Genomic DNA, 20,632 nt, shown 5'->3' on the forward strand with positions numbered 1-20,632 from the left:
GCGCCCTAATCTTCGGGAAGGCACGAAATGGCAGGAACGAACAGCGAGCGCGAACTACTGACGGAAGGCCCGGCGATCATTCTGGTGCATCCGCAGCTTGGCGAGAATATCGGCATGGTGGCACGCGCCATGGCCAATTTCGGCCTTGCCGAACTGCGCCTCGTCAATCCGCGCGACGGCTGGCCGAGCGAAAAGGCGAAGTCGGCGGCGAGCCGCGCGGATCACGTCATCGACAATGCCAAGCTCTATGCTTCAACGGAAGAGGCAATCGCCGATCTCAATTTCGTCTATGCGACAACAGCGCGGGATCGTTATGGCTACAAGCCGGTCCGGTCTCCGCTTGTCGCCGCCGAAACGCTCAGGCAGAAATTCTCGGCAGGGCAGGCGACAGGCATCCTGTTCGGCCGGGAGCGCACGGGGCTCACCAACGAGGAAATCGCGCTCGCCGACGAGATCGTCACCTTTCCCGTCAATCCCGCCTTCGCCTCGCTCAATCTGGCACAGGCGGTTCTGCTCATGTCTTACGAGTGGCTGAAGACGAGCATGGTCTCGCCTGAGGAAACGTCGTTTCAGGCGCTCTCGCAGAAGCCGGCCACAAAGGAACATCTGCAAGGCCTGTTCGATCACGTCGAGGAGGCGCTCGATGCGCGCGGATACTTTCGCCCGGCGGCCAAAAAGCCGAAATTGGTGGAAAATCTGCGCGCCGTCCTGACCCGCCCGGCCTTTACCGAATCCGAAATTCGTCTTGTGCGAGGCGTCATTTCTTCGCTAGATCGCTTCACCCGCGAGGCGCCGCGCGGTGCCGGAGCACCGGAAAACTCGCGCGCGAAAAAGGCAGACGATGCCGGCGACGACCTCTGAACTGAAACCCATCCTCGTCTTCGACAGCGGCATCGGCGGGCTGACCGTGCTGCGTGAGGCGCGTGTCCTGATGCCGGAGCGACATTTCATCTATGTCGCCGACGATGCGGGCTTTCCCTATGGCGGCTGGGAGGAGGCAGTGCTGAAGGAACATGTCATCAGACTGTTCGGCCAATTGCTGGCCGAGCATGATCCGGAAATCTGCGTCATCGCCTGCAACACCGCCTTTACGCTCGTGGGGGCGGATCTGCGCGCCGCCTTTCCGGACATGCGTTTCGTCGGCACCGTGCCGGCAATCAAACCGGCGGCGGAGCGCACCCGTTCGGGACTGGTTTCCGTGCTGGCGACGCCCGGGACGGTCAAGCGCGCCTATACGCGCGATCTCATCCAGTCCTTCGCCTCGCAATGTGATGTCCGCCTTGTCGGCTCGGAAAACCTGGCGCGGATGGCGGAAGCCTATATCCGCGGAGAGCCCATCGGCGATGCGGCGGTTCTTGCCGAGATAAAAGAGTGTTTCGTCGAAGAGGATGGCCGAAAGACCGATATCGTCGTGCTTGCGTGCACCCACTATCCCTTCATGGCCAATGTCTTCCGCCGCCTCGCGCCCTGGCCGGTCGATTGGCTCGATCCGGCAGAGGCGATCGCACGGCAGGCGCGCCGGCTGGTGCCGCTGCCGGATGGTTTCGAACCTCTGAACGGGATCGACCCTGCGATCTTCACATCGGGCCGACCGGATTTCACCACGCGCCGGTTGATGCAGGGGTTCGGGCTTACCATACGGTAAACGAAGTCCTTCATAAGCTGTGGGTTTCGGCCCAGTCGGGGCGCACAGTGGCGGAAACGATGCTAAGGCTCGCTACCTGCGGGTTCGTGGCGGCGCATCCGGCATGGCAGTTTCAACGAGGTGGATATGAAAGTCGGCATCGATATGGGGACGGCGTCCGATGGCGCATCCGTTCCGCTCGATATCGAGGAACTTCTGGCGACGCGCCTTCTGGTGCAGGGCAATTCAGGCTCCGGGAAATCGCATCTCCTGCGCCGGCTTCTCGAACAGTCGGCGCCCTGGGTGCAGCAATGCATCATCGATCCCGAAGGCGATTTCGTGACGCTTGCCGACAAGTTCGGCCACGTGGTGATCGAGGGCGAGCGGACGGAATCTGAACTGATCGGCATCGCCACCCGTATCCGTCAGCATCGCGTTTCCTGCGTCCTCTCGCTCGAGGGCCTCGATATCGAGCAGCAGATGCGCAGTGCCGGCATCTTCCTCAACGCCATGTTCGATGCCGACCGCGATTACTGGTATCCGGTTCTGGTGGTCGTGGACGAGGCGCAGATGTTTGCCCCGTCCGTGGCGGGCGACGTCTCGGAAGAGGCGCGCAAAATCTCGCTCGGCGCCATGACCAACCTGATGTGCCGCGGCCGCAAGCGCGGGCTTGCCGGCGTGATCGCGACGCAGCGGCTGGCAAAGCTTGCCAAGAACGTTGCGGCCGAAGCCTCCAACTTCCTGATGGGCCGGACCTTTCTCGATATCGACATGGCCCGCGCCGCCGATCTGCTCGGCATGGACAGGCGCACGGCCGAAATGTTCCGCGACCTGAAGCGCGGCTCCTTCGTGGCGCTTGGTCCGGCCCTTTCGCGCCGTCCGCTGCCGGTGACGATCGGTCACGTCGAGACCTCGGCCCGGTCCACCAGTCCGAAACTGACGCCGCTGCCGGAAGCGGTCACCGACGTCGAAGACCTGATCTTCACGCCGGACCCGGAGGAACTGATCCGGCCGATCGTTCGCCGCCAGAGCGCCCAGCCGCGACCGGCGACCGATATTCTGGCGGAACTGTCGCGCCCGCGGCCCGAACCGGCAACACTTGCAGAGCCGAAGGCGCCGGTGCCGGAAATGCCGGCGACGGAACGCGAAGCGCTGCTCGACAGCCTGCTTGCCGAAATCCTCGAAAATCCGGAAGCCGCCTTCCGCGCCGATGCCGAACTGTTCCAGGATTTCCTGGTCCGTTGCCGCATCCGCCGCGTGCCCGGCGCACCGTTGTCACTGAGCGCCTTCCGCCGCAAAATGGCAGTCGCGCGCTCGGGCGTTGATCCGGAAACGGCAGCAAGCGAAATCTGGGCTTCAGCGCTGGAATTGTCGCGGCAGGTGACCGAGGACCTGCAGGGCGTCTTTCTGCTCGTGGCGCAATCCGCTGTCCGTGGCCTGCCTTGTCCTTCCGACCCGATGATCGCGCGGGCCTACGGCACCCATTCGGCCCGCCGCGCGCGGCGCCTGCTCGGCTATTTCGAGGAGCAGGGATTGATCGTCGTCCACAGCGATCTCTCCGGCAAGAGAATCGTTGCGTTTCCCGATCTGCAGGCAGAGACGGCGCCGGGAGCGGCGGATGCCGTTTACGACGACGCACGAAGCCGTAGCGCAGCGGAGTGATCCTCCGTCGTCTGGGCGGTTACACCCATGTCTGGATGACGCGTTCCGACGCATGGATGCAGGTCAGCTCCAGCCGGCCAGCGCCCGTATTGACGAAACGGTGCGGCGTTTCGGGGTTGACGACGATGATATCGCCGGGATTGGCATCGATCGTTTCCCGGTCGACGGTGAACTGCGCCTGTCCGGAGCGGACGATCCACGTTTCCGTATAGGGATGCGTGTGAAGAGCAGGACCTTCGCCGGGCGCATTGTCTACCAAAAACAGCGAGATCGGCGCGCCATATTGCCCGCCCTCGAAGAGAATCGTCCGGTTCGGGCGCTGGTCCTGTTCGGCGCGCGGGATGACATGAAACATGCTGGCCTCCATGGGATTGAACCGACCGTCGAGCGAATATATCTTAACGAGAAGATATATCGGAAAACTATCTTCCTATCAAGATATAATTGCGAGAAGTGGAAGCGGGCCGTGGCGAATGAGCGTGAAAACCTGGATCATGTGGACCGGTTGCGGCAGCAATGGGCGAACGAATTGCCGGACCTCGACACAGAACCGATGACGATCCTAGGGCGCGCCTACCGGCTTTCCAACCTCGTGCGGCCGTCGATCGAGGGGACTTTCGCCTCCTTCGGTCTCGATCGTGGCGAGTTCGACGTCATTGCGACATTGCGCCGCTCAGGAGCGCCTTACAAGCTGACGCCGACGGTGCTCTACACCTCGCTGATGATCTCATCGGGCGGCCTAACGCATCGGCTCGACCGGTTGCAGAAGGCGCGCCTTGTCGTGCGGGAGCGCTCGGCAAAGGATGGACGCAGTTTCGTCGTCGGTTTGACCGACGAGGGTGCGCGCTTGGCCGAGACCGCATTTCGCACCGACATGGCCAGCGAATCCTCTTATCTTGCTGGTCTGAGTGCCCAGGATCGAGCCAATCTGGCGTCCTTGCTGCGCAAACTCCTGATCTCGCTGGAGGCGCGGAACGACGGCGAAAATGCCTGACCCACGCCAAACGCGCAAATTCGTTTGACAATTGCAGCTGAAGCCACTAAAGCCGCCTCAACGCCGGGCCGAAATGCCCGGTGTTACTTTTTAGTGGCGCATATGCTTGTCCTCTCCGACAACGGCGGAACAGCAAGTGCCCGAACCGACATGTCCCGTGGCTTCTCCGTCAGCGTGATCGTGAGAAACCTGTCAGAGCTTCTAAAACGAGGTTCAGAGGAGGGCGTGTTTCCTTGATCCGGTTTGGCAACAGACCGGTGTAACCATTTGAAGGGAAATGCGATGAGCAAGCGCGAATCGTCCAAGTACAAAATTGACCGCCGTATGGGCGAAAACATCTGGGGCCGTCCGAAGTCGCCGGTCAACCGCCGCGAATACGGCCCGGGCCAGCACGGCCAGCGCCGCAAGTCCAAGCTTTCTGACTTCGGCGTACAGCTGCGCGCCAAGCAGAAGCTCAAGGGCTACTACGGCGACATCCGCGAGAAGCAGTTCCGCGCGATCTACGACGAAGCCAACCGCCGCAAGGGCGACACCTCGGAAAACCTGATCGGTCTGCTCGAATCGCGCCTCGACGCAATCGTTTACCGCGCCAAGTTCGTTCCGACGGTCTTTGCTGCCCGTCAGTTCGTCAACCATGGCCACGTCAAGGTCAACGGCGTTCGCGTCAACATCGGTTCGTACCGCTGCAAGGCCGGCGACGTCATTGAAGTCCGCGAAAAGTCCAAGCAGCTCGTTACGGTTCTCGAAGCCGTTTCGCTCGCTGAGCGCGACGTTCCGGACTACATTGAAGCCGACCACCACAAGATGGTTGCGACCTTTGCTCGCGTTCCGGGCCTGACCGACGTTCCGTACCCGGTCGTCATGGAACCGAACCTCGTCGTCGAATTCTATTCGCGATAATTCTTCTGGCCTCGGCCTTGTGATACGGAAAAGCCACTCAGAGATGGGTGGCTTTTTTGTTGCCCAGCACTTATGCGGAGAATGGCTGATGCCCGGCACGGAACCGTTGGACCTGCAGTCGATTGTCGATGATATCCATCGTGAGCTGACACCAAGGCTCGGCGAGGGGAAGGTTGCCGACTATATCCCGCAACTCGCCCACGTCGATCCCAAGCGCTTCGGTATGGCCGTCGTGACCGTCGACGGTCATGTCTACAAGGCCGGTGATGCCGAGGTTCCCTTCTCGATCCAGAGTATCTCCAAGGTTTTTATGCTGACGCTGGCGCTCGGCAAACATGGCGAGAGCATCTGGAATCGCGTCGGCCGTGAGCCGTCCGGTTCCGCCTTCAACTCCATCGTGCAGCTTGAACATGAGCACGGGATTCCGCGCAATCCATTCATCAATGCCGGCGCAATCGCCATTACCGACCTTGTTCTGGCAGGCCACACACCGCGCGAAGCGATCGGCGAAGTCGTCCGCTTCGTCCGCTACCTTGCCGACGAGGAAGACATCGTCATTGATCACGAGGTGGCGCGCTCGGAGGCCGCGACCGGTTATCGCAACGTCGCGCTCGCCAATTTCATGCGTGCCTTCGGCAAGCTCGACCATCCGGTCGAACACGTGCTCGGTGTCTACTTCCATCAGTGCGCCCTGGCGATGAGCTGCGTCCAGCTGGCAAAGGCGGGCCTGTTCCTCGCTGCTTCAGGCAGCAATCCGCTGACCCAGCATTCCGTCGTCTCGCGCCAGAGGGCGAGGCGCATCAACGCACTGATGCTGACCTGCGGACATTACGACGGCTCGGGCGATTTTGCCTATCGCGTCGGCCTGCCTGGCAAGAGCGGCGTCGGCGGTGGCATCCTGGTCGCGGCGCCCGGCAAGGCTTCCATCGCCGTCTGGTCGCCCGGCCTCAACCATAACGGCAACTCGCTACTTGGCTCCCTTGCGCTTGAAATGCTGGCAAGCCGCACCGGATGGTCCGTGTTCGGCGCCTGAGCAAGGGCGTTACGGAAGTTTCACACCGATACGCGTGCATTTTCCTTGATCTTGCCGGCTTACCCGGGCAAGTGCAGTTCACAACGACGCGCCTCGGCGCGTTTCCAATCCGGGACTTTGTCATGGATATTTCCACCCCATTGCCGGCCGCCGACCTCGAAGACCTTTCATCCGGGCCGGACAAGGCCATTGACGATGCGCTGCATCCGATCTTCGCCAAAATGCCGTCCTCGGTTTCATTCAATAAGCTGCGCAAGCGACTGCTGCGGCAGGTGCGCCAGGCGATCGAGGATTTCGGTATGCTGAAGGGCCAGAGGCGCTGGTTGATCGGCGTTTCCGGCGGCAAGGACAGCTACAGTTTGCTGGCGCTCTTGATGGACCTGCAATGGCGCGGCCTGCTGCCGGTCGAACTGGTCGCCTGCAATCTCGACCAGGGCCAGCCGAATTTTCCCAAGCATGTGCTGCCGGATTACCTGACCTCGATCGGCGTCAAGCACCGGATCGAATATCGCGATACCTATTCGATCGTGAAGGAGAAGGTGCCGGCGGGCGGCACCTATTGCGCGCTCTGTTCACGCCTGCGTCGCGGCAATCTTTACCGGATTGCGCGCGAGGAAGGCTGCGACGCGCTGGTGCTCGGCCACCACCGGGAGGATATCCTCGAGACCTTCTTCATGAACTTCTTCCAAGGGGGAAGGCTTGCCTCGATGCCGGCCAAGCTGTTGAACGACGACGGCGATCTGATGGTGCTCAGACCGCTTGCCTATGCGGCCGAGGATGATCTCACAAAATTCGCAGCGGCGATGGAGTTTCCGATTATCCCTTGCGATCTCTGCGGCTCGCAGGATGGGCTGGAGCGTAATGCCATGAAGGCGATGCTGGCCGATATCGAGCGCCGTATGCCGGGTCGCAAGGATACGATGCTGAGGGCGCTCGGCCACGTCAATCCGTCGCACCTGCTCGACCCGAACCTGTTCGATTTCCAATCCCTGCTCGCGGAGCCCAAAGCATGACATCTGTCATAGATATCGCAGCCATCGCCAATATCCTGCAGGAGGCTGCGGTCAAGGAGATCCTGCCAAGGTTCCGCAATCTCGGCGCTGGTGACGTGCGGATGAAAACGGAGGCCATCGACCTGGTGACCGAAGCCGACGAAGCGGCGGAGCGCCTGATCAAAGCGCGCATGGCGGAGGTTGCGCCCGACGCGCTGTTTATCGGCGAAGAGTCGGTTGCCGCCGACCCGGCGCTCCTGGATCGCCTTGCCGGCGCCGGTCTGGCTGTCATCGTCGATCCGATCGACGGCACCTTCAATTATGCTGCCGGCATGCCGTTGTTCGGCGTCATGGCGTCCGTCGTCGCCAAGGGCGAAACCGTCGCCGGCCTGATCTATGACCCGATGGGTAATGACTGGGTGATCGCCGAAAAGGGCGCTGGTGCCTGGCTTTGCAGGGCGGATGGTTCGCAGGAGCGGTTGAGCGTCGCGCCGTCTGTGCCGCTGGAAAACCTCGTCGGCTGCGCATCGACCGGCTTCTATTCGGCGGAAAACCGACGCATCGTCATGGGCAATATGGCGAAGGTGCGGATCGCCACGAGCTATCGCTGCGCGGCGCATGAGTACCGCGCCTTCGCTAGCGGACATTTTCACTTCCTGATGTATCAGAAACTGATGCCCTGGGATCACCTTGCCGGAACGCTGATCGCCGAAGAGGCCGGCGCTTATGCCGCGCGTTTCGATGGTTCGCCCTATCGCCCGGATCATGTCGATGGCGGCCTTCTGGTGGCCTCCGACAGGGATTGCTGGCAAGCGCTTCGCCGTGAGGTCTTTACCGTCTGAGGCGGCAAGATAATGCACACCAAAAGGCCCGCTTGACATCAGTCGAGCGGGCCTTTTTCGTGTCGCGTGATCACATATGGCCGCCGCCTGCCTCGAGCGTAGCCTGATCGTCGCCCGGATGCGTGAAGAGTTTGCCCTTCTCTGCCCAAAGCGTCGCGAGGATCGTCACCGCTCCGAAAGCGGTGAACCCCGCAAACAGCGGCTGCACCGTGCCGTTGAACATCTGCCCGACCGCGCCGCCGAGCAGCGCGCCGCCAGTCGTCGAAACGAAACCGGTGATCGCCGTTGCCGTACCCGCCAAATGCCCCATGGGCTCCAGGCTGATCGCTGTGAAGTTGGTTGCGATGACAGCGAACATCATCAAGAGAACGGAGAACAGCAGGTAGGTGAGCTGGAAGTCCGGCTTGCCGCCGAGCGAAATCACCAGCCCGACGGCGGCGAGCAGCGTGAACAGGATCATCGCCGCATGCGAGATGCGCCGCATGCCGAAGCTGCGGACGAAATAGCCATTGGCGAAGTTGGCGAGGGCTATGCCTCCGGCGGTTCCGGCAAAGGCAATCGGCAGCCAATCGCCGAGGCCATAGACTTCGCCGAAGATCTGCTGGACCGTGACAACGTAGGCGCAGATGACGGCAGTGAACAGGGTCATGCCGATCATGTAGCCGCAGGTGGTGCGGTTGGTGAGAACAGTGCGGAAGCCGGCGGCGACGGAGGCCACCGATAGGGGCAGGCGCTCTTCCTGCGGTAGCGATTCCTTCAGTCGCAGCCCGGCCCAGACGAAAAGGATGGCGCCGACGCCGCCGAGCAGAATGAAGATCCAGTGCCAGTTCGCGTAATAGATCACGGCCTGGCCGAGTGAAGGGGCAACGATCGGCACGATCATGAAGACGATCATCACATAGGACATTACACGCGCCATTTCGCGGCCGCCGAAACAGTCGCGCACCACCGCCATGGTGGTGATGCGAACCGCTGCAGCACCGATCCCTTGCACGAACCGCAGGAGGAGCAGCATTTCGAAACTCTCTGTCGCAGCCGCACCAAACATCGTCATGGTGAAGAAGGCGAGACCGCCGAGCAGGATCGCGCGGCGCCCGAAGGTGTCTGACAGGCTGCCGAAAATGATCTGCGAGCAGCCGAAGCCAAGGAAGAAGACGCCGATGATCAGCTGCGTGTCGTTGGTGTTGGCAACGCTGAGGGACTGACCGATGGCGGGCAGGGCCGGCAGCATGATGTCGATGGCGATCGCGACGCTCGCGGTCATGAGCGCGATGGTGATGACGAATTCGAAGAAGCCGAGGCCTATTCGGGAGGAGCCGATATTTTCGATGTGTTCAGCGGTCGTGGTGGCGGACATGGAGGGACCTATGGATGTCTTGGGAGGAGACAGTCGTTAAATGGACGGATTATGTGGGCTGAAAAGCCTGCCTTTTTCGGCGACGAGCACGAAGATCAGGCCGATGACGGAGACCGTCAGGAAACCGATGGCAAGCGGCGTAACGGTGCCGTCGAACGCCTGTCCGATCAGTGCGCCGATGGTCGCGCCGCCGATCGTCTGGGTGAAACCGAGCACGGAAGATGCCGTTCCGGCGACGTGTCCGAGCGGCTCCATCGCCATCGCGTTGAAATTCGGACCGATCAGGCCGAATTGAAACATGGCCGCGCCATAGAGCAGCACGAAAAGCCAGAGAGGCAGCATGCCGAAGAACGAGGCCATGGCCCAGGCGAAACTGGCGAGCGCAAACCCGATCAGCGCGCCGTGCGACAGGCGGCGCATGCCGTAGCGCTTGACGAGCCGCGAATTGGTGAAGGAGGCGGCGGCCATCATGCCGGCGAAACCTGCAAAGACCAGCGGGAACCAGTGTCCAAGCTGGTAGATGCCGACCAGGATCTGCTGCGCGGAATTGATGAAGCCGAACAGCGAACCGAAGATGAAGGACGCGGCCAGCGAATAGCAGAGCGAGACGCGGTTGGTCAGCACGATGCGGAATGCGTCGACGATGGAGGCGACTGTGAAAGGGCGGCGATGTTCGACTGCGAGCGTCTCGGGCAGCCGCAGGGCGACCAGCGTTGCCACCAGAGCCGCAAATGCGCAGATGACCACGAAGATCATGTGCCATTCGGCAAAGATCATGATCAACTGACCGACGCTTGGTGCAATGACCGGCACGATCATGAAGACCATCATGACCAGCGACATGACCTCGGCCATCATCCGCCCGCCATAGACGTCGCGAACGATCGAAATGGTGATGACCCGCGTCGCGGCTGCACCAATACCCTGCATGAAGCGCAGCGCCAGAAGCCCGGCGAAGGACGGCACGAAGACGATGGCAAGCGCGCAAAGTGCATAGACGCCAAGGCCGCCGAGAAGCGGCAGCTTGCGGCCGAACCGGTCGGAAAGCGGACCGAAGAACAGTTGCGCGCAGCCCATGCCGAACAGATAGGCGGTAATGATGTATTGGCGCGTGTTCTCATCGGCGACGCCGAGGCTGGCGCCGATCTCCTGCAGGCCCGGCAACATGATATCGATCGAGATCGCGTTGATTGCCATTAGCATGGCCATCAGCGCAACGAATTGTGGTTTCGACAAAGCCTGAAGGCCCGGTTCTTCGGTGGTAACGGTCATCGGAATATTCCTGGGCAGAGGTGCCGGCGCCTGAGCTGAAAACGAATAGGTTCCAGCAGGAAACAGGCGCGGATGAAAATGCTGAAGCCGGTAGTCCCATATCTGGTCGAAAGCGAGGCTCCGAGCGCTTTCAAAACAATGAGCTGGTTGGCGTGATGCCGGCACTTGTTCGGAATTGCGTGCTTACGCCTTGTAACGCGACTATCTTGTGACAGCCGCTTCATATTGACTTCGACTGTTAAAGGTCGCGCAACATTAGGTAGCCTTCACAATTCGCAGGAATCAAAAAAGGCGGTGACCCGCCTTTTCCGGTGCTCTGTAACCGAAGTCAGATTTCAGGCTGCGCCCTTGACGGCGATACCGGCTTCTTCGAAATGCGACTGGAGTTCGCCAGCCTGGAACATTTCGCGCACGATGTCACAGCCGCCGATGAATTCGCCCTTGATGTAGAGCTGCGGAATGGTCGGCCAGTTGGAATAGTCCTTGATGCCCTGGCGAAGATCGGCATCAGCAAGCACGTTGATGCCCTTATAGTCGACGCCGATATGGTCGAGCATCTGGACCACTTGGCCCGAGAACCCACACTGGGGGAATTGCGGCGTGCCCTTCATGAAAAGAACGACGTCGTTGCTCTTTACTTCGTTGTCGATGAAATCGTTGATTCCGCTCATATGTCGTAGTCCTTCCTGCTCCAGCTTCAAGGGCCGGGGGTGTCGATCCATTCTAGATAGCATGCAGAACGGTGATTTTCATCACCCGATCCGAACAAAAATTGATGGCTTGCCCGGCGGCAACATGCCGCCGGCGAAATCATCGCGTCTTGCTCCGCGAGGCGGCCGTCCGGCGGCGGTTCACCTGCTTTTTCGCGGGCTTTACGGCTCTTTTCGCGGTCGCTTTCTTGAACCGGCCGGTGGTGGCAGACCGCGCCTGCCGCTTCTGGCGTTTTGTCGCCGTGCGGCCACCGGTCTTCTTGAGAATTTCCTTCAGAACACTCTCGACGACGCCACTGACCAGTTCATTCATCAGTCCGGCCATAAAGCCTTACTCCGGCGCAGATGTCTGAAGGGCGAGCGCGTGCAAAACGCCGCCCATATTTCCCTTCAGCGCATTGTAGACCATCTGGTGCTGCTGAACGCGGCTCTTGCCGCGGAAGGCTTCTGCCACGACCTCAGCGGCATAATGATCGCCGTCTCCGGCCAAATCCCGGATTGTCACCTTGGCGCCTGGGATACCGGATTTGATCATGTCTTCAATATCGCCCGGTGTCATCGGCATACGCTACTCCCTCAGTTCTTTCTTGCTCCACAGTGGCAATCCCGTCGATTCTGCCACATGGGGATCACTTGTATAGAGGCGAAAACCGCGTTCCAACAGTTCCATCAATATTTTTACGTCGGTATCGGCATGCAGCCTCTGCATTTTGAGATCGTTGTAGACATGACCGGTCGACGACGGATCGATTCCTGTGATGATGACGTCCGTTGCACCGCTGTGAATGGCGTAGAGAACGGCGGTGACACCGTTCGAGAATTTGGATTCGTTGTCGCTCTCGGGCACGACGCGGCCGAGCACGACGTCAGCCAGCCGGGTTCGGTGATACTGGTTGATGAGCCGCAATTCATTGAAGCCATAATCAAACGCGGCGAGACCTTCACGCAATCGCGTTTCGCTTCTCGGCCATCGCAGCACATAGAGAATGCCGCAGCGCTTGCCTGACAGAGCGCGGCGCACGGCGACAGCGCGCTCGCCTTTGCCTTCCACCTGGTTGAATTGCAGGAAGGTGACGTCCGGCGCGTCTATGCCCCAGCCAGCTGTCGCAGCCTGGGAACCGTTTACGCAAATAACGGCAAAACGGCTGTCAAATCCGTCTGGCAAATTGGAAACCGGCGCTGAACCAACAATCAGCGCCGGGCCACGGAAAGGGGTAGGGTGTTTCGGCGCCTGCGGCCGCGCCAGCCGATAAGCCAGCTGATACCGCCAGGAGCGCCGCAATCTGTTCAACCAGGCGTACCAGTGCACTTCACCTCCGCTCATGCGTTCCCCTGTAACCTTTCCGTGTGATCCCTTTGGATCAGATAGTTCAGATAGGCTTCGGAAAGACCGCTGTCGCGTTTCAGCAATCTTTCTTACGCGAGGCGACCGTGGCAAGTCATGCTGCTAAATTGATGACCTGCACAGCGGAGAAACCCGGGCGGAATCAAAGCCGTTTCAGTTTGATTCCGGCAGGCTGCCTTCCATGAAATCCGGGAACCAGGATTCATGTTCCGAGCGCAATTGCACAACTGCAAGCGGCTTGGCCGAGCCGAGCACGACTTCGGTGCCGCCAGTCGCTCCAATCACGGGCGCGGACACGCCCGCGGCTTTTGCCCGCTCGGCGACAACGTCTGCATGCTCCGGCTTTACCGTCACGACGTAGCGTCCCTGGTCTTCTCCAAAGAAGACGGCGATCGGATCGCGGCCCGTGACTGCCGAAACCTTTGCACCGATGCCCGACGCCATCGCCATTTCGGCAATCGCCAGCGCAAGGCCGCCGGAAGAGCAATCATGCACGGCGGTCGTCAGGCCGTCGGTGATCAGCTCGCGGACGAAGTCGCCGGTCTTGCGCTCATGGGCGAGATCGACATGCGGGGCAGGACCATCGGTGCGGCCGTGAATATCGCGCAGGTAGACGGACTGGCCTAGATGCGTTCCGAGGCCTTCCGGCGCGCCGACGAGGAGGATATCATCACCTTCGGCCGCAAACCGGATGCGCGCCATCTGCGACCAGTCGCCGAGCAGGCCGACGCCGCCAATGGTCGGAGTCGGCAGAATGCCCTGGCCGTTCGTCTCGTTGTAGAGTGAGACGTTGCCGGATACGATCGGGAATTCGAGCGCGCGGCAGGCCTCGCCGATGCCCTTGATGGCATGGACGAGCTGGCTCATGATTTCCGGGCGTTCCGGATTGCCGAAATTGAGGTTGTCGGTCGCCGCCAGCGGCAAGGCGCCGGTCGCGGTGATGTTGCGCCAGCACTCGGCTACGGCCTGCTTGCCGCCTTCGAAAGGGTCGGCCTCGACATAACGCGGCGTCACGTCGGAGGAGAAGGCGAGCGCCTTTGTCGGGTGGCCCTCGACGCGCACGACGCCCGCGTCACCGCCCGGCAGCTGAAGCGAATTGCCCTGGATCAGCGTGTCGTACTGCTCATAGACCCAGCGGCGCGAGGAGTTGTTGGCAGACCCGACTAGCGACAGCACGGCATCGGCGACATCCGCCTGGGGGATATCATCGGCAGCAAGCGGCGCAGCCGTTTTCGCCGGTGTCCACGGGCGGTCGTATTCCGGCGCCTGGTCGCCGAGTTCCTTGATCGGGAGGTTTGCAACTTGCTCGCCCTGATGGATGACGCGGAAACGCAGGTCGTCGGTGGTCTTGCCGACGATGGCGAAATCCAGGCCCCACTTGACGAAGATCGCCTTGGCGACCTCTTCCTTGGCCGGTTCCAGGACCATCAGCATGCGCTCCTGGCTTTCCGACAGCATCATTTCATAGGCGGTCATGCGCTCTTCGCGTACGGGAACCTGATCGAGTTGCAATTCGATGCCGAGGTCGCCCTTGGCGCCCATTTCGACGGCGGAGCAGGTGAGGCCGGCAGCCCCCATGTCCTGGATCGCGATGACGGCGCCGGTCTTCATCAGTTCGAGGCAGGCTTCGAGCAGGCATTTTTCCGTGAAGGGGTCTCCGACCTGGACGGTCGGACGCTTCTCCTCGATCGACTCGTCGAATTCGGCCGACGCCATGGTCGCGCCGCCAACGCCATCGCGGCCGGTCTTGGCGCCGAGATAGACGACCGGCAGACCGACACCCTTGGCTTCCGACAGGAAGATCGCGTCGGACTTGGCGAGGCCGGCGGCAAAGGCGTTGACGAGGATATTGCCGTTGTAGCGCGCGTCGAACTCAACCTCGCCGCCAACCGTCGGCACGCCGAAGGAATTGCCGTAGCCGCCGACGCCGGCAACGACGCCGGACACCAGATGGCGGGTCTTCGGATGGTCAGGCGCGCCGAAGCGCAGGGCGTTCATCGCCGCGATCGGCCGTGCGCCCATGGTGAAGACGTCGCGCAGGATGCCGCCCACACCGGTCGCCGCACCTTGATAGGGCTCGATGTAGGACGGGTGGTTGTGGCTTTCCATCTTGAAGACGACGCAATCGCCATCATCGATATCGACGACACCGGCATTCTCGCCAGGCCCCTGAATGACGCGCGGACCGGTGGTTGGCAGCGTGCGCAGCCATTTCTTCGAGGACTTGTAGGAGCAGTGCTCGTTCCACATCGCCGAGAAGATGCCGAGTTCCGTGAAGGTCGGCTCACGGCCGATCAGGTCCAGGATGCGCTGATACTCATCCGGCTTCAGGCCGTGCGAGGCAATGAGGTCGGGCGTGATGGGGCGGGTATTGGAAATGGTCATCGTGGTCCATTCGGTCCGTTGGAGCATCCCGGACGGCAACGACACCGTCTGCCTGAAGGAATGCGTCAAAACAAAGAGATCGCGTCGGCGTTTCTTTAGCCGATGCTCTCCCGGGATGCGACAGGAAAATGCCGGAAAAGCACAGGAGATCGCGTGCTTTTTGCCGACCGGGCGGCGGTTCGATCAGGCGAAGCTGTCGTAACCGGTGCGGCCGCTGTCGAGCAGCCGGCGAAGGGTAAGGAAACCGCGCCGCACCTCGCTGCGGTCGGCAGGCGAGGAAAAGCCGATCCGCACCCGATGAAAGACGCTGTCGGTCCGCCCTGCCTTGAACTCGTCCTCGTCGTCAACCAGCACGTCCTCCTCAAAAGCTGCGTGCTTGAAAGTGCCGGAGAACCATGGCTCGGACAGTTTCAGCCAGAGGAAGGGCACATGCGGATGCGAGTTGAATTCGATGCCCGAAAATATCTCGCGGGCCATCTGCTCGCGCGCGCGGATCTCATCGATGCTTCTCGCGCGCAGGATCGCGGCTTCACCGCTCGCCACCAGGCGTGCGCAGAGCTCGGCAAGCAGAAACGGCATGCCGCCACTCACCATCTTGTGGGCAATGCGGATACGCTGGCTGAAATGGGCAGGGCAGGCGACCCAGCCGCCGCGCACGCCGGCCGCAACCGATTTCGACAGGCCGCCGACCAGAAATGTCCGCTCCGGCGCAAGTTCGGCGAGAAGCGGCGTCATATCGCCGGTCATCGCGCCATAGAGATCATCCTCCAGCAGCCAGACGCCGTAGCGGCGGGCAATGTCGGCGATCGCCTGCCGACGCTCCAGGGACAATGTCACAACCGTCGGGTTCTGTGCGGTCGGCATCAGAAAGGCGAGTTTCGGGTGCTGCTGGGCGCAGACGCGCTCAAAGTCCTCCGGGTCGAGGCCGTGGTCGTCGGTGCGCAGAAGGATCGTGCGCCGGCCGATCAGGCCGGCGCTACGGCTGATCTGCGAATAGGTGATGTTTTCGAAGGCGATTTTGTCGCCTGGAGCAGTGACGGCCGCAATAACGGCGACTGCACCGGCATGGGCGCCAAGGGTGGGCACGATGCGATCGGGCTGCGGCTTGAATGTGCCCTTGGCAAGCCACTGGCTGCCCGCCTCGAACCAGTGCGCCGGAAAATCGCGCGCATAGCTGGCGATGTCGGCGGGGTGTTCGCGGCTGATGTCGATCAGCAGCTTTTCGAGAGATTTGCCCTGACCAATGTCCGGTGCCGCCGTGCTGTCGAAGCGGAGCTTGCCCGGAGGCGCCTTGATCGGCCGGGTGCCGGCGAGTGCCGCGGTCATCGGATCGGCCTGTTCGGCCGGCCGCATGTTCGCATTGTCGAGCACATAAGTACCGCGGCCGACCTCGCCGCTAACGAGACCGCGTTCCCGCACCAGGTGATAGGCGCGACCAATTGTGCCGATTGTCACGCCGATATCAAAGGCGAGATTGCGCTGCGGTGGCAATTTCGTTCCGGATGGCAGCACGCCACCGGTAATCGCCTGCTCGATCTGGTCGGCAATACGTGCGTAAAGGGGGCCTTGGCCGAGGCCGGGGTCTGGCATCCAAGTTGTCATGGTAACAATTTCTACATTGCATCAATTTCCGTGTCAATTATGACAATGCAATATCACAAAAGTAACCGTGACAATCAACGGAGTGGGTGCAATGGGTGCAATTTGTACTGCAGATGACACAATTTGCTCGTTGGAGACAAATACAATTCGTCCGCCCGTTGGCGTCATGCCACGCGCAAAAGACTTTTTCGGGCGGGCAATCTCATGGATTGCGGTCCGGGAGGAAAAGCGGCTCAGCCGCCTTGCCCTCGCCGAACTGACGGATGACCAGCTTGCCGATATCGGCGTGACACCGGCGGAGGCGAAGCGCGAAGCCTCGGAACCGTTCTGGAAATGACGGGGCCTGCCAGCTACAGGAGTTCGAGAACCTTCGTCTTCGGCCGGCAGATGGCCACGCCCTTTTCGCTGACGACGATCGGCCGTTCGATCAGTTGAGGGTGGGCCAGCATGGCATCCAGGATCTGGCGGTCCGTCTTGCTTACATCGTCAAGCTCTAGTGACTGGTAAGAGCTCTCTTTCGTCCGCAACACGGCGCGCGGTGACAGGTCCATTTCCAGGAGAAGGGCCAGCATCTGCTCGTGGGTCGGCGGCGTCTTCATGTATTCGATGATAATGGGCTCGATACCGGATTCGCGGATCGTCTCGAGCACCGCCCGGGACGTGGCGCAGCGGCTATTGTGATAAATCGTAACGCTCATGACTATGCCTTTGATGACCGTTGGGCCACGAAGAATGACAACACTGACCCAGCCGGTCTACGCCTTTGAGGGACGTAACACAATTTCGTGACATATGTGAGAACGGGCATTTCGGGTTGGAAACGCTACGAAAACGCAGCCGGCACCGTTAGAGCCGGATCGTCGAGCAAAATGCTTAAAAGAACTGCGAGAGTTAGCCGGCACCGCGCCCGGTGCCGGCTAACGTTGTGCTATCGGCAACCGGTGCCGCCTGCGGCCCAGCGCTTTACATCCGTTGCCATTCTCGCTCCAACCGCTTCATTGAACAGCGGTCCGAAGGCTTGAAGCCGGGCAGGGTGTCCTTCCGCCTGGACGACGGCGAGCGGGCGTGATTCGGGTGAGTTACGCTTGACCAGCAGGATGCGCGGGCGTCCGGAGAAGGAGTTGAGTTCCGGAGCCAGGCGATATGGCTTGAAGGCTGCGTCGCCAGACTTGAACCAGCAGGCGTTGGCGCCGAGCGCGACGCGTTCCATGGTCGGCAACGCCGCCGTGCTCTGCGCAGGTGCTGGCGGCTTGGCCGACTGGCAGCCGGCGGCAAGCGCCACAATGGTAATGCAACCTGCAGTTGCAATAAAACGGATAAATGCTGCGGCGCGCATCGGAAAGCCCCTTTGATTCGGTCTCAGAAGCTGCCTTCTAGCAGACCGAATGTTAAGCGGCGATTACATCAAGAGCGGAAGCGAAGAGGCCGCGGCCGTCGGCGCCGCCATGGGCCGCCTCAATCAGGTTTTCCGGGTGTGGCATCATGCCGAGAACATTGCCCTTTACATTGACGATACCGGCAATGTCGTTGATGGATCCGTTCGGATTGGTGCCGGCTGCGTAGCGGAAAACGACCTGTCCATTGCCCTCGATGGTCTTCAGTGTTTCCGCGTCAGCAAAATAATTGCCGTCGTGATGAGCGACCGGGCAGCGGATGATCTGGCCCTGTTCGTAGGCGCGGCTGAAATCGGTATTAGCGTTGACGACCTCCAGCTGGACTTCCTTGCAGACGAATTTCAGCGAGGCATTGCGCATCAGCGCGCCCGGCAGAAGGCCCGCTTCGACGAGAATCTGGAAGCCGTTGCAGACGCCCAGCACCCTGACGCCGGCCTCGGCCTTCGCCTTGATCGCCTGCATCACCGGCATGCGCGCCGCGATCGCGCCGCAGCGCAGATAATCGCCATAGGAGAAGCCGCCGGGGATGACGATCAGATCGACGTCCGGGATATCCGTCTCGGTCTGCCAGATCGTTACCGGCGCCTTGCCGGAAATCTTGGTGAGCGCCGCGATCATGTCGCGGTCACGGTTGAGGCCTGGAAGCTGGACGACGGCTGATTTCATGGGTGCGGTTCAAACCTGGATTGGGCCTCGGCAAGCTCGCGCAGTTCGAGGCGGTTTTCGATACGTTCGAGGCGCTGATCGGACCTGTCAAGCCTAGTATAGATATTGTGCAGGTCCATCTGCACGGACACCATAGTGCCGCGAGTATTACTGAGCTCCGTCTTTACGCCGGACATCACTTCGGCCATGCGGCAACTCAATCAACCTTCAGTCGAGAGCGATAGTGTAGTTCTCGATTACCGTGTTTGCCAGAAGCTTCTCGCACATGGCTTTCAGGTCTGATTCGGCCTTTGCCTTGTCGGTGGTCTCGATCTGCAGATCGAAGACCTTGCCCTGGCGGACGTGGCCGATGCTGTCGAAGCCGAGAGCCCCGAGGGCGCCTTCGATGGCCTTGCCCTGCGGGTCAAGAACGCCGTTCTTCAGCGTCACTGTTACGCGTGCGTTGATCACTTTGTCTTTTCCTGCTTATTTCACCAGCACGGGGCCGGTGCCGCGGGGCGGCTCGTTCTCGTTCATGATGCCAAGGCGGCGGGCGACTTCCTGGTAGGCCTCGACGAGGCCGCCCATGTCGCGGCGGAACCGGTCCTTGTCCATCTTTTCCTTGGTTTCGACGTCCCAGAGACGGCAGCTGTCCGGCGAAATTTCGTCCGCCAGGATGATGCGCATCATGTCGCCTTCGAACAGGCGGCCGCATTCGATCTTGAAATCGACGAGCTGGATGCCGACGCCGAGGAACAGGCCGGTGAGGAAGTCGTTGATGCGGATGGCGAGCGCCATGATGTCATCGAGTTCCTGCGGGCTTGCCCAGCCGAAAGCGGTGATGTGCTCTTCGGAGACCATCGGGTCGTCGAGCGCATCGGCCTTGTAGTAGAACTCGATGATCGATCGCGGCAGGACGACGCCTTCCTCGATGCCGAGACGCTTGGAGAGCGAGCCTGCGGCCACGTTGCGCACGACGATCTCGAGCGGAATGATTTCCACTTCCTTGATCAGCTGTTCGCGCATGTTGAGGCGGCGGATGAAGTGCGTGGGAATGCCGATCCTGTTCAGATGCGTGAAGATGTATTCCGAAATCCGGTTGTTGAGCACGCCCTTGCCATCGATGACATCGTGCTTCTTCTTGTTGAAGGCGGTGGCGTCATCTTTGAAAAACTGGATCAGCGTGCCTGGCTCAGGACCCTCGTAAAGGATCTTGGCTTTGCCTTCGTAGATACGGCGGCGACGGTTCATCAATGGTGTTCTCTATGGTTGTCGGCGCTCTTGGGCTGCGCCATTGGCATTTTCTAATCGGGTCCATAGCTGAAAAGAAACTATTTCACAATCGGCGTCTGATCCGATCCCCTGAATTAGCAAGAGGGTAACACGGAAAGTCATCAAAGCGGAAAACTTCGCATTGCACTTTTGGCGGGCTTTTGGTTTATGGGCGAAAAGCTGTTTGCGGCGTGGTTTTCAGGGAGAGCAAAGGATGACCAGTATGCAGGATCGCGAGAAGGCGTTTGAGGCGAAGTTTGCGCTGGATGAAGAACTGCGGTTCAAGGCCGAGGCGCGCCGCAACAAGCTGCTCGGCCTCTGGGCCGCGGAGCTTCTGGGCAAGAGCGATCCTGCGGCCTATGCCACGGACGTCATCGCTGCCGATTTCGCCGAGGCCGGGCATGAGGACGTCGTGCGCAAGATTCGCGCAGACTTCGATGCTGCCGGCATTGCCCAGACTGACGACGACATTCGCCTGAAGATGCTGGAGCTTCTCTCCGAGGCGGTTACGCAGATCCAGAACGGCTGATACCAGGCCCCGCAATATTTTATGGGCCGTCCGCTTTCGGGCGGCCTTTTTTGTTCGGCCCAACTGGCCGGCTG

General features: G+C 60.9%; 25 protein-coding genes. 10 read left to right on the forward strand and 15 right to left on the reverse strand.

The window, feature by feature from the left end:
- Positions 1-27 precede the first annotated feature (27 nt).
- The 3 genes from ACSQ2W_RS16700 to ACSQ2W_RS16710 all read left to right on the forward strand — a co-directional run bounded on the left by ACSQ2W_RS16700 (position 28) and on the right by ACSQ2W_RS16710 (position 3,286).
- Positions 28-861 (forward strand): RNA methyltransferase, encoded by an 834-nt coding sequence (locus tag ACSQ2W_RS16700; protein WP_436087260.1) that lies wholly within the window; start codon positions 28-30, stop codon positions 859-861.
- Positions 842-1,645, forward strand: coding sequence for a glutamate racemase (gene murI / locus ACSQ2W_RS16705; protein WP_436087261.1), 804 nt, complete (start codon positions 842-844; stop codon positions 1,643-1,645). Before ACSQ2W_RS16700 ends, murI begins: the two co-directional genes overlap by 20 nt.
- A 126-nt stretch (positions 1,646-1,771) precedes the next feature.
- On the forward strand, positions 1,772-3,286 hold the full coding sequence (locus ACSQ2W_RS16710) for a helicase HerA domain-containing protein (protein ID WP_436087262.1): 1,515 nt from the start codon (positions 1,772-1,774) through the stop codon (positions 3,284-3,286).
- Between the two features lie 19 nt (positions 3,287-3,305).
- Here the strand turns inward: ACSQ2W_RS16710 and ACSQ2W_RS16715 are convergent, their stop codons facing one another.
- Positions 3,306-3,641: a cupin domain-containing protein gene (locus ACSQ2W_RS16715; RefSeq protein ID WP_113003403.1), complete on the reverse strand. Its 336-nt coding sequence runs from the start codon at positions 3,639-3,641 to the stop codon at positions 3,306-3,308.
- 111 nt (positions 3,642-3,752) lie between these two features.
- Here ACSQ2W_RS16715 and ACSQ2W_RS16720 point away from each other — a divergent pair, with 111 nt between their 5' ends.
- The 5 genes from ACSQ2W_RS16720 (at position 3,753) to ACSQ2W_RS16740 (ending at position 8,047) form a co-directional block, all read left to right on the forward strand.
- The gene (locus tag ACSQ2W_RS16720; RefSeq protein WP_436087263.1) at positions 3,753-4,280 is read left to right on the forward strand and encodes a MarR family winged helix-turn-helix transcriptional regulator; all 528 of its coding nucleotides are present in this window, start codon (positions 3,753-3,755) and stop codon (positions 4,278-4,280) included.
- A gap of 282 nt (positions 4,281-4,562) precedes the next feature.
- Positions 4,563-5,180 (forward strand): 30S ribosomal protein S4, encoded by a 618-nt coding sequence (rpsD, locus tag ACSQ2W_RS16725; RefSeq protein ID WP_436087264.1) that lies wholly within the window; start codon positions 4,563-4,565, stop codon positions 5,178-5,180.
- A gap of 88 nt (positions 5,181-5,268) precedes the next feature.
- A complete protein-coding gene (locus tag ACSQ2W_RS16730; RefSeq protein WP_436087265.1) occupies positions 5,269-6,213 on the forward strand; it encodes a glutaminase in 945 nt (314 codons plus the stop codon).
- Positions 6,214-6,335: 122 nt separating this feature from the next.
- Positions 6,336-7,226 carry a tRNA 2-thiocytidine(32) synthetase TtcA gene (ttcA, locus tag ACSQ2W_RS16735; RefSeq protein ID WP_436087266.1) on the forward strand — a complete coding sequence of 297 codons (891 nt, stop codon included), beginning with the start codon at positions 6,336-6,338 and terminating at the stop codon, positions 7,224-7,226.
- Positions 7,223-8,047, forward strand: coding sequence for an inositol monophosphatase family protein (locus ACSQ2W_RS16740; protein WP_436087267.1), 825 nt, complete (start codon positions 7,223-7,225; stop codon positions 8,045-8,047). The genes ttcA and ACSQ2W_RS16740 overlap by 4 nt, the downstream gene beginning before the upstream one ends.
- 70 nt (positions 8,048-8,117) lie before the next feature.
- Here ACSQ2W_RS16740 and ACSQ2W_RS16745 read toward each other — a convergent pair whose 3' ends face one another.
- From ACSQ2W_RS16745 to ACSQ2W_RS16780, 8 genes are all read right to left on the reverse strand, one after another.
- Positions 8,118-9,404 (reverse strand): multidrug effflux MFS transporter, encoded by a 1,287-nt coding sequence (locus tag ACSQ2W_RS16745; protein ID WP_436087268.1) that lies wholly within the window; start codon positions 9,402-9,404, stop codon positions 8,118-8,120.
- A gap of 36 nt (positions 9,405-9,440) precedes the next feature.
- Positions 9,441-10,676 (reverse strand): multidrug effflux MFS transporter, encoded by a 1,236-nt coding sequence (locus tag ACSQ2W_RS16750; RefSeq protein ID WP_436087269.1) that lies wholly within the window; start codon positions 10,674-10,676, stop codon positions 9,441-9,443.
- 335 nt (positions 10,677-11,011) lie between these two features.
- A complete protein-coding gene (grxD, locus tag ACSQ2W_RS16755; RefSeq protein ID WP_436087270.1) occupies positions 11,012-11,347 on the reverse strand; it encodes a Grx4 family monothiol glutaredoxin in 336 nt (111 codons plus the stop codon).
- 139 nt (positions 11,348-11,486) lie between these two features.
- On the reverse strand, positions 11,487-11,711 hold the full coding sequence (locus ACSQ2W_RS16760; RefSeq protein ID WP_436087271.1) for a hypothetical protein: 225 nt from the start codon (positions 11,709-11,711) through the stop codon (positions 11,487-11,489).
- 6 nt (positions 11,712-11,717) lie between these two features.
- Entirely contained in the window at positions 11,718-11,951 is a 234-nt protein-coding gene (locus ACSQ2W_RS16765; RefSeq protein WP_018324712.1) for a BolA family protein, read from the reverse strand.
- 3 nt (positions 11,952-11,954) lie between these two features.
- Complete coding sequence (locus ACSQ2W_RS16770) at positions 11,955-12,710, reverse strand: membrane-anchored protein (RefSeq protein WP_436087272.1); 756 nt, start codon at positions 12,708-12,710, stop codon at positions 11,955-11,957.
- Positions 12,711-12,884: 174 nt separating this feature from the next.
- The gene (purL, locus tag ACSQ2W_RS16775) at positions 12,885-15,116 is read right to left on the reverse strand and encodes a phosphoribosylformylglycinamidine synthase subunit PurL (RefSeq protein ID WP_436087273.1); all 2,232 of its coding nucleotides are present in this window, start codon (positions 15,114-15,116) and stop codon (positions 12,885-12,887) included.
- Between the two features lie 183 nt (positions 15,117-15,299).
- Complete coding sequence (locus tag ACSQ2W_RS16780) at positions 15,300-16,718, reverse strand: PLP-dependent aminotransferase family protein (protein WP_436087274.1); 1,419 nt, start codon at positions 16,716-16,718, stop codon at positions 15,300-15,302.
- A gap of 166 nt (positions 16,719-16,884) precedes the next feature.
- Between ACSQ2W_RS16780 and ACSQ2W_RS16785 the strand changes: the two genes are divergently transcribed.
- Positions 16,885-17,055 carry a DUF1127 domain-containing protein gene (locus ACSQ2W_RS16785; protein ID WP_436087275.1) on the forward strand — a complete coding sequence of 57 codons (171 nt, stop codon included), beginning with the start codon at positions 16,885-16,887 and terminating at the stop codon, positions 17,053-17,055.
- Positions 17,056-17,068: 13 nt separating this feature from the next.
- Here ACSQ2W_RS16785 and arsC read toward each other — a convergent pair whose 3' ends face one another.
- The 6 genes from arsC to purC all read right to left on the reverse strand — a co-directional run bounded on the left by arsC (position 17,069) and on the right by purC (position 20,008).
- Complete coding sequence (gene arsC / locus ACSQ2W_RS16790; RefSeq protein WP_436087276.1) at positions 17,069-17,416, reverse strand: arsenate reductase (glutaredoxin); 348 nt, start codon at positions 17,414-17,416, stop codon at positions 17,069-17,071.
- Between the two features lie 230 nt (positions 17,417-17,646).
- A complete protein-coding gene (locus ACSQ2W_RS16795) occupies positions 17,647-18,054 on the reverse strand; it encodes a hypothetical protein (protein ID WP_436087277.1) in 408 nt (135 codons plus the stop codon).
- Between the two features lie 52 nt (positions 18,055-18,106).
- A complete protein-coding gene (gene purQ, locus ACSQ2W_RS16800; RefSeq protein ID WP_436087278.1) occupies positions 18,107-18,778 on the reverse strand; it encodes a phosphoribosylformylglycinamidine synthase subunit PurQ in 672 nt (223 codons plus the stop codon).
- The gene (locus ACSQ2W_RS16805) at positions 18,775-18,966 is read right to left on the reverse strand and encodes a hypothetical protein (RefSeq protein WP_436087279.1); all 192 of its coding nucleotides are present in this window, start codon (positions 18,964-18,966) and stop codon (positions 18,775-18,777) included. Before ACSQ2W_RS16805 ends, purQ begins: the two co-directional genes overlap by 4 nt.
- Positions 18,967-18,985: 19 nt before the next feature.
- Positions 18,986-19,228 carry a phosphoribosylformylglycinamidine synthase subunit PurS gene (gene purS / locus ACSQ2W_RS16810; protein WP_436087280.1) on the reverse strand — a complete coding sequence of 81 codons (243 nt, stop codon included), beginning with the start codon at positions 19,226-19,228 and terminating at the stop codon, positions 18,986-18,988.
- Between the two features lie 15 nt (positions 19,229-19,243).
- Complete coding sequence (purC, locus tag ACSQ2W_RS16815) at positions 19,244-20,008, reverse strand: phosphoribosylaminoimidazolesuccinocarboxamide synthase (protein ID WP_018324721.1); 765 nt, start codon at positions 20,006-20,008, stop codon at positions 19,244-19,246.
- Positions 20,009-20,243: 235 nt separating this feature from the next.
- Here purC and ACSQ2W_RS16820 point away from each other — a divergent pair, with 235 nt between their 5' ends.
- Positions 20,244-20,558, forward strand: a complete 315-nt coding sequence (locus ACSQ2W_RS16820) for a DUF1476 domain-containing protein (RefSeq protein WP_436087281.1) — start codon at positions 20,244-20,246, stop codon at positions 20,556-20,558.
- Positions 20,559-20,632: the final 74 nt, after the last annotated feature.

Origin of the sequence: Pararhizobium sp. LjRoot255, from assembly GCF_964252905.1 — a bacterium.
GTDB lineage: Bacteria > Pseudomonadota > Alphaproteobacteria > Rhizobiales > Rhizobiaceae > Pararhizobium.

What these genes read in the sequence shown, in the direction of transcription:
- ACSQ2W_RS16700 (WP_436087260.1), top strand. Translation starts at nt 28, where the DNA reads ATGGCAGGAACGAACAGCGAGCGCGAACTACTGACGGAAGGCCCGGCG.
- murI (WP_436087261.1), top strand. Translation starts at nt 842, where the DNA reads ATGCCGGCGACGACCTCTGAACTGAAACCCATCCTCGTCTTCGACAGC.
- ACSQ2W_RS16710 (WP_436087262.1), top strand. Translation starts at nt 1,772, where the DNA reads ATGAAAGTCGGCATCGATATGGGGACGGCGTCCGATGGCGCATCCGTT.
- ACSQ2W_RS16715 (WP_113003403.1), bottom strand. Translation starts at nt 3,641, where the DNA reads ATGTTTCATGTCATCCCGCGCGCCGAACAGGACCAGCGCCCGAACCGG.
- rpsD (WP_436087264.1), top strand. Translation starts at nt 4,563, where the DNA reads ATGAGCAAGCGCGAATCGTCCAAGTACAAAATTGACCGCCGTATGGGC.
- ACSQ2W_RS16730 (WP_436087265.1), top strand. Translation starts at nt 5,269, where the DNA reads ATGCCCGGCACGGAACCGTTGGACCTGCAGTCGATTGTCGATGATATC.
- ttcA (WP_436087266.1), top strand. Translation starts at nt 6,336, where the DNA reads ATGGATATTTCCACCCCATTGCCGGCCGCCGACCTCGAAGACCTTTCA.
- ACSQ2W_RS16740 (WP_436087267.1), top strand. Translation starts at nt 7,223, where the DNA reads ATGACATCTGTCATAGATATCGCAGCCATCGCCAATATCCTGCAGGAG.
- ACSQ2W_RS16745 (WP_436087268.1), bottom strand. Translation starts at nt 9,404, where the DNA reads ATGTCCGCCACCACGACCGCTGAACACATCGAAAATATCGGCTCCTCC.
- ACSQ2W_RS16750 (WP_436087269.1), bottom strand. Translation starts at nt 10,676, where the DNA reads ATGACCGTTACCACCGAAGAACCGGGCCTTCAGGCTTTGTCGAAACCA.
- grxD (WP_436087270.1), bottom strand. Translation starts at nt 11,347, where the DNA reads ATGAGCGGAATCAACGATTTCATCGACAACGAAGTAAAGAGCAACGAC.
- ACSQ2W_RS16760 (WP_436087271.1), bottom strand. Translation starts at nt 11,711, where the DNA reads ATGGCCGGACTGATGAATGAACTGGTCAGTGGCGTCGTCGAGAGTGTT.
- ACSQ2W_RS16765 (WP_018324712.1), bottom strand. Translation starts at nt 11,951, where the DNA reads ATGCCGATGACACCGGGCGATATTGAAGACATGATCAAATCCGGTATC.
- ACSQ2W_RS16770 (WP_436087272.1), bottom strand. Translation starts at nt 12,710, where the DNA reads ATGAGCGGAGGTGAAGTGCACTGGTACGCCTGGTTGAACAGATTGCGG.
- purL (WP_436087273.1), bottom strand. Translation starts at nt 15,116, where the DNA reads ATGACCATTTCCAATACCCGCCCCATCACGCCCGACCTCATTGCCTCG.
- ACSQ2W_RS16780 (WP_436087274.1), bottom strand. Translation starts at nt 16,718, where the DNA reads ATGACAACTTGGATGCCAGACCCCGGCCTCGGCCAAGGCCCCCTTTAC.
- ACSQ2W_RS16785 (WP_436087275.1), top strand. Translation starts at nt 16,885, where the DNA reads ATGCCACGCGCAAAAGACTTTTTCGGGCGGGCAATCTCATGGATTGCG.
- arsC (WP_436087276.1), bottom strand. Translation starts at nt 17,416, where the DNA reads ATGAGCGTTACGATTTATCACAATAGCCGCTGCGCCACGTCCCGGGCG.
- ACSQ2W_RS16795 (WP_436087277.1), bottom strand. Translation starts at nt 18,054, where the DNA reads ATGCGCGCCGCAGCATTTATCCGTTTTATTGCAACTGCAGGTTGCATT.
- purQ (WP_436087278.1), bottom strand. Translation starts at nt 18,778, where the DNA reads ATGAAATCAGCCGTCGTCCAGCTTCCAGGCCTCAACCGTGACCGCGAC.
- ACSQ2W_RS16805 (WP_436087279.1), bottom strand. Translation starts at nt 18,966, where the DNA reads ATGGCCGAAGTGATGTCCGGCGTAAAGACGGAGCTCAGTAATACTCGC.
- purC (WP_018324721.1), bottom strand. Translation starts at nt 20,008, where the DNA reads ATGAACCGTCGCCGCCGTATCTACGAAGGCAAAGCCAAGATCCTTTAC.
- ACSQ2W_RS16820 (WP_436087281.1), top strand. Translation starts at nt 20,244, where the DNA reads ATGACCAGTATGCAGGATCGCGAGAAGGCGTTTGAGGCGAAGTTTGCG.